Below are 9,159 nucleotides of genomic sequence, written 5' to 3'. Positions count from 1 at the left end.
GTCCATGAGCACCGCCAGCAGTGTCCCGAGCACCACGCCGGCGACGAGCGCCTTGAGCGCGAAGGGCACCACGGTGCCCAGCGCACCGAGCCGCGCAGCGGCTTAAGAGGGGTCGAGGAGGCGGCCGATCGCGGCCAGGATCGGCTCCAGGACCTCGACTTCGGGTGGGGTCCCCACACACTCCGTGATCCCCGCGCCCACCACCTCGAACGCGCTGAGCGCGTCCAGCTCCGCGACCAGCCGCGGGATCGTCCAGCCGCCCGGCTCCGGGTAGTTGAGCCCCGCGAACTCCGCGGGATCCAGCACGTCGAGGTCCACGTGCACGTACAGCTTCTCCACACCCGCCAAGGCCTCGACCGACGTGACCGCCAGCCCCCGCGAAACCGCCGCCTGCTCCTCCGGGTCGAACACGCGCGTCCCGGCCAGCAACACCCGGCCCGGCTCCAACGCCGGAGCCGCCGCGAACTCCGGATCACCCTCGCCGAACAGCGAGCGCAGCACCATGCCGTGGAACGCGCCCGAGGGTGACGTCGAAGCGGTGTTCAGGTCCGGGTGGGCGTCGAACCACGCGACGCCCAGCCCGGGGCCGTACCGGAACCGGGCCACGCCGATCGGGACCAGCTCGACACCGCAGTCGCCGCCGATCGTCAGCACCGGCCCGCCGGGCGCCTCCAGCGCGGCCAGCTGCGCCGCGCGGTTCGGCCCGGTGAGCACGGCCCGCGACGCGATTCCGTCGTCCACTTCGGACACTTCGCGAGTCTGCCGGACGTGGTGCACCGGCCGGCCGAGCACGTGCCCGGCCAGCTCCGCGAGCGCCAGGCAGCCCTCCGGCAGCTCCGCCGCGCGCGGCCCCACCGCGCCCTGGCGCTGCGGGACCGCGTTGATCAGCGTCATTCCAGCACCAGCAGGAGGTCACCGCCCTCGACCTGCTGGACGGAGGTGATCGCCAGCCTGCCCACCTTGCCGCCGGTGGACGCGGTGATCGACGCCTCCATCTTCATGGCCTCGATGGTCGCGACCGTGGCGCCCGCCTCGACCGTGGCCCCCTCGGCGACCTGCAGCGTGACCACGCCCGCGAACGGCGCCGCGATCTGCTTCGGGTTGCCCTTCTCCGCCTTCTCGGTCGCCGGGATGTCCGACGCGATCGAGCGGTCGCGGATCTGGATCGGCCGCAGCTGGCCGTTCAGCGTCGACATCACCGTGCGCATGCCGCGCTCGTCGGCCTCGCCGATCGCCTCCAGCTCGATGAGCAGCCGCACGCCCGGCTCGAGGTCGACCTGGTACTCCTCCCCCGGCCGCAGCCCGTAGAAGAAGTCCTTGCTGGGCAGCACCGACGTGTCGCCGTAGGCCTCGCGGTGCGCCTCGAACTCCTTCGTCGGCCCTGGGAACAGCAGCCGGTTGAGCGTCCGGCGCGGTTCCGTGGCGAGCGCGGACCGGTCCTCTTCGGACAGCTCGGCGACGGGCTTCGCGGCGGCCCGGCCCTCGAGGGCCTTGGTGCGGAACGGCTCCGGCCAGCCGCCCGGCGGGTCGCCGAGCTCGCCGCGCAGGAAGCCGATCACCGAGTCGGGGATGTCGAACTTGTTCGGCTCCGCCTCGAAGTCCGCCGGGGAGACGCCCGCGCCGACCAGGTGCAGTGCGAGGTCGCCGACGACCTTGGACGACGGCGTCACCTTCACCAGGTGGCCGAGGATCTTGTCGGCCGCCGCGTACATCGCCTCGATGTCCTCGAACCGGTCGCCCAGGCCCAGTGCGATGGCCTGGGTGCGCAGGTTCGACAGCTGGCCGCCGGGGATCTCGTGGTGGTACACGCGCCCGGTCGGCGACGCGAGCCCGGCCTCGAACGGCGCGTAGATCTTGCGCACGCTCTCCCAGTACGGCTCCAGGTCGCCGATCGCGTCCAGGCTCAGCCCGGTGGTGCGGGCGGAGTGGTCGGTGGCCGCCACGATCGACGACAACGACGGCTGCGACGTCGTGCCCGCCATCGACGACACCGCGCCGTCGACGGCGTCCGCGCCCGCGTTGATCGCCGCGAGGTAGGTGGCCAGCTGGCCGCCCGCGGTGTCGTGGGTGTGGATGTGCACCGGCAGGTCGAACTCCTTGCGCAGCGCGGTGACCAGCTTCGTCGCCGCGGGCGCGCGCAGCAGCCCGGCCATGTCCTTGATCGCCAGCACGTGCGCCCCGGCGCCGACGATCTGCTCGGCCAGCTTGAGGTAGTAGTCGAGCGTGTAGAGCTTCTCGCCCGGGTCCGAGAGGTCCGAGGTGTAGCAGAGCGCCACCTCGGCGACCGCGGAACCGGTCTCGCGCACGGCCTCGATCGCCGGGCGCATCTGCTCGACGTCGTTGAGCGCGTCGAAGATCCGGAAGATGTCGATGCCGGTCTTCGTCGCTTCCTGGACGAAGGCGTTCGTCACCTCGGTCGGGTACGGCGTGTACCCGACGGTGTTGCGCCCGCGCAGGAGCATCTGGAGGCAGAGGTTCGGCACGGCCTCGCGCAGCGCGGCGAGCCGCTCCCACGGGTCCTCGGCGAGGAACCGCAGCGCGACGTCGTAGGTCGCGCCGCCCCAGCACTCCAGGGACAGCAGCTGCGGCAGGGTGTTCGCGACGACCGGCGCCGCGGCCAGGAGGTCCCTCGACCGGACGCGCGTGGCGAGCAGCGACTGGTGCGCGTCGCGGAACGTCGTGTCCGTGACGCCGATGTGCGGCGACTCGCGCAGCCAGCGCGCGAACCCGGCCGGGCCCAGTTCGACGAGCTTCTGCTTCGAGCCCGGCGCCGGCTGGGCGTCCTTCGGCAGCTTCGGCAGCTTGAGCGTGGCGTCGGGGGTCTTCGGGCGCTCGCCGTGCGGCTTGTTGACCGTCTGGTCGGCCAGGTAGGTCAGCAGCTTCGTGCCACGGTCGGCCGAGGTGCGCGCGGTGAGCAGGTGCGGGCGTTCCTCGATGAACGACGTCGTGACGCGGCCGGCGCGGAAGTCCGGGTCGTCGAGCACGGCCTGCAGGAACGGGATGTTCGTCGCGACCCCGCGGATCCGGAACTCGGCGACGGCGCGGCGCGCGCGGCCGACGGCGGTCTTGAAGTCCCGGCCGCGGCAGGTGAGCTTCACCAGCAGCGAGTCGAAGTGGGCGCTGATCTCGGTGCCGGAGAAGGCGGTGCCGCCGTCGAGCCGGATGCCCGAGCCGCCCGGCGAGCGGTAGGCGGAGATCATCCCGGTGTCCGGGCGGAAGCCGTTGGCCGGGTCCTCGGTGGTGATGCGGCACTGCAGCGCGGCGCCGCGGAGGTAGATCTTGTCCTGCGACAGGCCGAGGTCGTCGAGGGTCTCGCCGGAGGCGATCCGCAGCTGCGACTGCACGAGGTCGACGTCGGTGACCTCTTCGGTGACCGTGTGCTCGACCTGGATGCGCGGGTTCATCTCGATGAAGACGTGGTTGCCCTGCTTGTCGAGCAGGAACTCGACGGTGCCGGCGTTGCGGTAGCCGATCTGCCGGGCGAACTTCACCGCGTCGGCGCAGATCCGGTCCCGCAGCTCCGGGTCGAGGTTCGGCGCCGGGGCGAGCTCGACGACCTTCTGGTGGCGCCGCTGCACCGAGCAGTCGCGCTCGTAGAGGTGGATGACGTTGCCCGCGGCGTCGGCGAGGATCTGCACCTCGATGTGCCGCGGCTCGACGACGGCCTTCTCGAGGAAGACGGTCGGGTCGCCGAAGGCGGACTCGGCCTCGCGCGCGGCGGCCTCGATGGACTCGCGCAGCACGGCGGGGTCCTCGACGCGGCGCATCCCGCGCCCGCCACCGCCGGCGACGGCCTTGACGAACACCGGGAAGCCCAGGTCCCCGGCGGCCGCGACCAGCGCGTCGACGTCGCTGGACGGCTCGGACGACCCGAGCACCGGCACGCCGGCCTCGCGCGCGGCCTTGACCGCGCGGGCCTTGTTCCCGGTGAGTTCGAGGATGTCGGCGCTCGGCCCGACGAAGGTGATGCCCGCTTCTTCGCACGCGCGCGCGAGGTCGGGGTTCTCGGAGAGGAACCCGTAGCCGGGGTAGACGGCGTCGGCCCCGGCCTTCTTCGCCGCGGCGACGATCTCGTCGACCGAGAGGTAGGCGCGCACGGGGTGACCGGGTTCGCCGATCTCGTACGCCTCGTCGGCCTTCAGCCGGTGCAGCGAGTTGCGGTCTTCGTGCGGGAACACGGCGACCGTGCCCGCACCCAGTTCGTAGCCGGCGCGGAACGCTCGGATCGCGATCTCCCCGCGGTTGGCCACCAGCACCTTGCGGAACATGCCCGGTCCTTCCCAGTTGGATCGGTAAGTCAACGCACGTTACCCGGTTCTTCCCGCTCTGCGGGAGTTCAGTACCAGGTGATGGACATCATGCGCGGGGAAGGGGGTCGCCGTCCGCGGCCCGCACCAGGGCTTCGTCCACCTGAGCAGGGGATGCTCCGGGGTGCTGGGCCAGGTAGAGCGCCGCCACCCCGGCCGCGAGAAGCAACTTCATGATCGTCGTGGTACCCCGGCGGCGCCCGGGTGACGACTCAGGACCGACGCTCGATCGGCTGATTCCGCCGGAGCCGGACGCGCGGTCGGACAGCACCCCGGCGAGGGCGTCGGCGTCCGCCGCGGGCGAGCCCAGCCGCTGGAGTCCCGCGTTGTCGTACTCGCCATCGGCGACGATCAGCGCCCGCCTCCGCCCGGCCATACCGGTAGGAAACGCCCACCGGCCCGGCACGGCAAGCAGCCGAACGGGCAGACCTATCCGGCGACGGCCTGGAAAATCGTTTCCTGCCCTTTCAGGCAGACGACGGCGTCGAAGGCGGCCGCCACGTCGACCCGCGGCGTCATGTGCGCGTGCCGGATGCCCGACGCCCCCGGACGCGCGACCAGGCACGGCGCGTCCCCGGCCAGCACCGCCTCGACGCTGCCTTCCGCGGGTTCCTCGAGGGCCTGCTCGAACATCCGGAAGCCGAGCGGCGCGGCCGCGTCGGGCACCAGCCCGGTCGTCGTCCCCGAGACGGCGGTCAGCGCGAGCGCGAAGTACTTGTCCCCCCAGCTCCGCGGCCAGGTGGGTACCCGCCGACGGCGCCGTCATGCCGGGCATCGGCGAGAACGGCACGCGCTGGAGGTGTCCGTTGTGGAGCATCAAGACGATCTTCTCGCCCGGGTGGAGCCGCCGCAGCAGCCGCACGGTGGCCGCCATGTAGGTGTCCCGCGAAGAACTCTGCGGCTCGGGCGCGCGGCCGGCCATCACCGCGGCCAGCTCCCGCAGGTACAGGTCGACCCGCAGCGCGCCCTCCGCGTGGTGCGCGGCGACTTCGCCGTACACCGGCGCGAGCGCGTCCACGTGTCCTTTGAGAACGGTCAACGCCGCCGTCGCCGCGTCCCGCGCTTCCGGGCTCATCTCCTGGTACCGGCCGGGAGCGACCGCGCTGCTGACCGACGCGTACGGCTCGCACGCCCGCACCGCCGCGTCCACAAGAGACACATTGGCCGGGTCGACGCGCGAGACGTACTCCCGGACCGCCGCCAGCGAAGGCACCGGCGACCCCGCCGAACCCGGCACGTCGACACCGGCGAACCGGACGCCGCGGCCGCGCAGCCAGGTCAGCATCTCGTGCACCTCGGCCGAGTCGCCGAGACCGAAGGTGAAGCCGTCGCGCGCGATGTCGGCGACGTCGCCGGGTCCGCCGCGGAGCCAGGCGTCGACCAGGTGCCCCTCCGGGAAGCCCCCTTCGAACCCGAGCACCGTGAACCCGCGTTCGGCGACGAGGTGGCGCAGGAGGCGGTCGCGCAGCGCGCCGAATTCGCGGATGTGGTGGTTGTTCTCGCCGATCGCGACGACTTCGGCGTCGCCGATCAGGTCGGCGATCTCGGTGACGGAAATGGCGTCTGACATACTGGCACACTAACGCAACAGGAGTAGCAGTTGGCAACCGAGATTTCCGGGACCCGGCGACCGGGCGGGCGCACCGAGCGGACCCGCCTCGCCGCGCTGAACGCCACCCTCGAGCTGCTCGGCGAGCGCGGGTACGCGGAGCTGACCGTCGAGGCGGTCGCCGAACGCTCCGGCGTGCACAAGACGACGCTCTACCGCCGCTGGGAGTCAGCCGAAGGCCTGGTCGCGGCCGCCTTGCTGATGGGAACCGAGCGGGAGTGGGAAGCCCCGGACACCGGGTCGCTGGAAGGCGACCTCCGCGAGGTCAACCTGGAGCTGGTGCACTACTTCACCTCGCCGGGCGAGCGCGAACTGCCGACGGCGTCGATCTCGGCCGCGTTCCTCTCCGCGCGGGCCGCGGAGGCCCTGCGCGAGTTCTACGTCGACCGCCACGCCCGGTCGGCGGCGATCGTCGAGCGGGCCGTCGCACGCGGCGAGGTCCCGCCGGGCACCGACCCGGTCGAGGTCGTGCGGGTCGCGTGCGGGCCGGTCTTCTACCGCCTGTTCGTTTCCCGGGAAGGCGTGACGCCCAAGGACGCCGGTGTCGCCGCGGCGGCGGCCGCGGCAGCCGCGAAAGCGGGCGTGTTCACGGCAGGGACCGGCGGAACCGCATCTCCTCCAGCGTGACCCGGCCGTCGTCGATCGTCTCGGTCTGGGTGGCGGCGTCGTCGACCCAGCCCTGCCGGCCGTAGAACGCCTTCGCCCGCTCGTTGGTCGCGAGCACCCACAGGACGGCGCGGCGATGGCCCGCGGCGGCCAGATCGAGCACGACCTGGTCGTGGAGCAGCCGGCCGAGCCCACGCCCCCACCGGTCCGGCAGCAGGTACAGCGCGTACAGCTGACCCTCGTCCTGCCCAGGTCCATACGCCGCGAACCCGGCGATGCCGCCGGCGTCCTCGACGACCAGCACCTGGCCGGGGATGGCGGGGTCGCCGATGCGCCGGGCCCACGACGCCGCCCGCGGCTCGACCGAAAGCCCGGCGAGGAACGCGTCCGGCAGCAGGCCCCTGTAGGCCGCCTGCCACGACGCCACGTGGACCTCGCCGATCGCGGGCGCGTCGGCGACCGTGGCCGCTCGGATCGCCGTCAACTTTTCTCCAGGTACTCCGCGCGCTCGACGTCGACGACGTCGGCGACCAGCTGCGCCAGACCGCGGTACTTCGTCAGGTCCGGATCCTTCTCGACGATCTCCTGCGCGCGGGCCCGGGACTCGGCGATCACTTCCTCGTCCCGCAGCAGCGACAGCAGCTTGAGCGTGGACCGCTTGCCGGACTGGGCGGCGCCGAGGATGTCGCCCTCCCGGCGCAGTTCGAGGTCGAGGCGGGACAGCTCGAAGCCGTCGGTGGTCGACTCGACCGCTGCCAGCCGCTCGCGCGTCGCCGTGCCGTCCAGGGTTTCGGTGACCAGCAGGCACAGCCCCGGCACGCTGCCCCGGCCGACGCGGCCGCGCAGCTGGTGCAGCTGGCTGACGCCGAACCGGTCGGCGTCCATGATCACCATCGCGGTCGCGTTCGGCACGTTGACGCCGACCTCGATCACCGTGGTGGCCACGAGGACGTCGAGCTTCCCCGCGGAGAAGGCCCGCATCACCGAGTCCTTGTCGTCCGGGGGCATCCGGCCGTGCAGCACGCCGATGCGGAGCCCCTGGAGCGGGCCGTGCTCCAGCTCGGGCGCGACCTCCAGGACCGCGAGCGGCGGCCGCTTGTCGCTCTTGTCCGACGGCGGCTCGTCGCCGATCCGCGGGCACACGACGTAGGCCTGGTGCCCCTTGCCGACCTCTTCCCGGACCCGCTGCCAGATGCGCTCGAACCAGGCCGGCTTCTCCGCGACCGGCACCACGGTGGTCTTGATCGGCGACCGCCCGACCGGCATCTCGCGCAGCGCGGACACCTCGAGGTCGCCGTACACGGTCATCGCTACGGTCCGCGGGATCGGCGTCGCGGTCATCACCAGCACGTGCGGGCTGGTGTCCCCGGCCCCGCGGGTGCGCAGCGCGTCCCGCTGCTCGACGCCGAACCGGTGCTGCTCGTCGACCACCGCGAGGCCGAGGTCGGCGAACGCGACGTGGTCCTGGATCAGCGCGTGCGTGCCGACGACGATGCCCGCTTCCCCGCTGACGATCTCCAGCAGCGCCTTCTTGCGCTCCTTCGCGCCCATCGACCCGGTGAGCAGCGTGACGCGGGTGGCGTTCTCCGCGGCGCCCAGCTCGCCCGCCTGGCCGAGATCGCCGAGCATCTCCCGCAGCGACCGCGCGTGCTGCGCCGCGAGGACCTCGGTCGGCGCCAGCATCGCCGCCTGCCGCCCGTTGTCGACGACCTGCAGCATCGCCCGCAGCGCGACGACCGTCTTGCCGGAGCCGACCTCGCCCTGCAGCAGCCGGTTCATCGGGTGCTCCGAGGCCAGGTCCGCGGCGATCTCGTCGCCGATCCCCCGCTGGCCCGCGGTCAGGTCGAAGGGCAACCGCTTGTCGAAGGCGTCGAGGATGCCGCCGCTGACGTGCGGGTTCGGCTTCGCCGGGCGCGAGATCGCGGAATGCCGCCGCTGCGCGAAGATCAGCTGGACGGCCATGGCTTCGTCCCACTTGAGCCGCTTGCGCGAGGCTTCCAGGTGCGCCCAGTTCTCCGGGCGGTGGATGCCGCGCAGCGCGTTGTCGAGGTCCGGGAGCTTGTAGAGGCGCAGCAGCTCCGCCGGCATCGGGTCCTCGTCGACCTCGAGGACGTCGAGCACCTGGCGCACGCACTTGCCGATCGACCACGACGGCATGCCCTGCGCCGCCGGGTACACCGGGATGATCGCGGCGAGGAAGTCGTCCATCGCCTCGTCCGCGTTTTCGGCGTCGAGGAGCTCGTACTCGGGGTTGGTCAGCTGCAGGGTGTCGCGGAAAGCGGACACCTTGCCGGCGAACAGGCCGGTCTTGCCGGGGACGAGTTCCTTCTCCCGCCAAGCCTGATTGAAGAAGGCGCAGGTGAGCCGGCGCTTCCCGTCGGTGATCACCATGTCCAGGATGGTCCCGTTGCGGGACTTCATCCGGCGCTTGCTCACCTTCTCGATGCGCGCCATCACCGTGGCGTGCTCGCCGAGCTCGAGACCGGCGATGTCGGTGAGCTCACCGCGCTCGGCGTAGCGGCGCGGGTAGTGGCGCAGCAGGTCGCTGACCGTCTCGATGTCCAACGCCGTGGCGAGCGCCTTCGCCGTCTTGGCGCCCAGCAGCAGCGGCAGCTTGTCGCGCAACCCGGCCATTCG

The 9,159-nt window shown here is 72.2% G+C and carries 6 protein-coding genes; 1 reads left to right on the top strand and 5 read right to left on the bottom strand.

The genetic code is table 11. The features are described from left to right. Positions 1-102 precede the first annotated feature (102 nt). From AB0M82_RS40430 to AB0M82_RS40420, 3 genes are all read right to left on the bottom strand, one after another. The gene (locus tag AB0M82_RS40430) at positions 103-894 is read right to left on the bottom strand and encodes an arginase family protein (RefSeq protein WP_364734062.1); all 792 of its coding nucleotides are present in this window, start codon (positions 892-894) and stop codon (positions 103-105) included. After that, a complete protein-coding gene (locus tag AB0M82_RS40425; protein ID WP_364734059.1) occupies positions 891-4,268 on the bottom strand; it encodes a pyruvate carboxylase in 3,378 nt (1,125 codons plus the stop codon). The genes AB0M82_RS40430 and AB0M82_RS40425 overlap by 4 nt, the downstream gene beginning before the upstream one ends. An 88-nt stretch (positions 4,269-4,356) precedes the next feature. Continuing rightward, positions 4,357-5,877, bottom strand: coding sequence for an erythromycin esterase family protein (locus AB0M82_RS40420; RefSeq protein WP_364734056.1), 1,521 nt, complete (start codon positions 5,875-5,877; stop codon positions 4,357-4,359). Between the two features lie 30 nt (positions 5,878-5,907). Between AB0M82_RS40420 and AB0M82_RS40415 the strand changes: the two genes are divergently transcribed. After that, complete coding sequence (locus AB0M82_RS40415) at positions 5,908-6,543, top strand: TetR/AcrR family transcriptional regulator (protein WP_364734053.1); 636 nt, start codon at positions 5,908-5,910, stop codon at positions 6,541-6,543. Here AB0M82_RS40415 and AB0M82_RS40410 read toward each other — a convergent pair. Together AB0M82_RS40410 and recG are read right to left on the bottom strand one after the other, a co-directional pair. Beyond that, positions 6,503-7,006 (bottom strand): GNAT family N-acetyltransferase, encoded by a 504-nt coding sequence (locus AB0M82_RS40410; RefSeq protein ID WP_364734050.1) that lies wholly within the window; start codon positions 7,004-7,006, stop codon positions 6,503-6,505. The genes AB0M82_RS40415 and AB0M82_RS40410 overlap by 41 nt on opposite strands. Beyond that, positions 7,003-9,156 (bottom strand): ATP-dependent DNA helicase RecG, encoded by a 2,154-nt coding sequence (recG, locus tag AB0M82_RS40405; protein ID WP_364734047.1) that lies wholly within the window; start codon positions 9,154-9,156, stop codon positions 7,003-7,005. The genes AB0M82_RS40410 and recG overlap by 4 nt, the downstream gene beginning before the upstream one ends. Positions 9,157-9,159 lie beyond the last annotated feature (3 nt).

Origin of the sequence: Amycolatopsis sp. NPDC051128 (assembly GCF_040682715.1) — a bacterium.
Lineage (GTDB): Bacteria > Actinomycetota > Actinomycetes > Mycobacteriales > Pseudonocardiaceae > Amycolatopsis.
The sequence above is the reverse complement of the archived record's forward strand: the minus strand, read 5'-3'. Positions and strand labels throughout refer to the sequence as shown.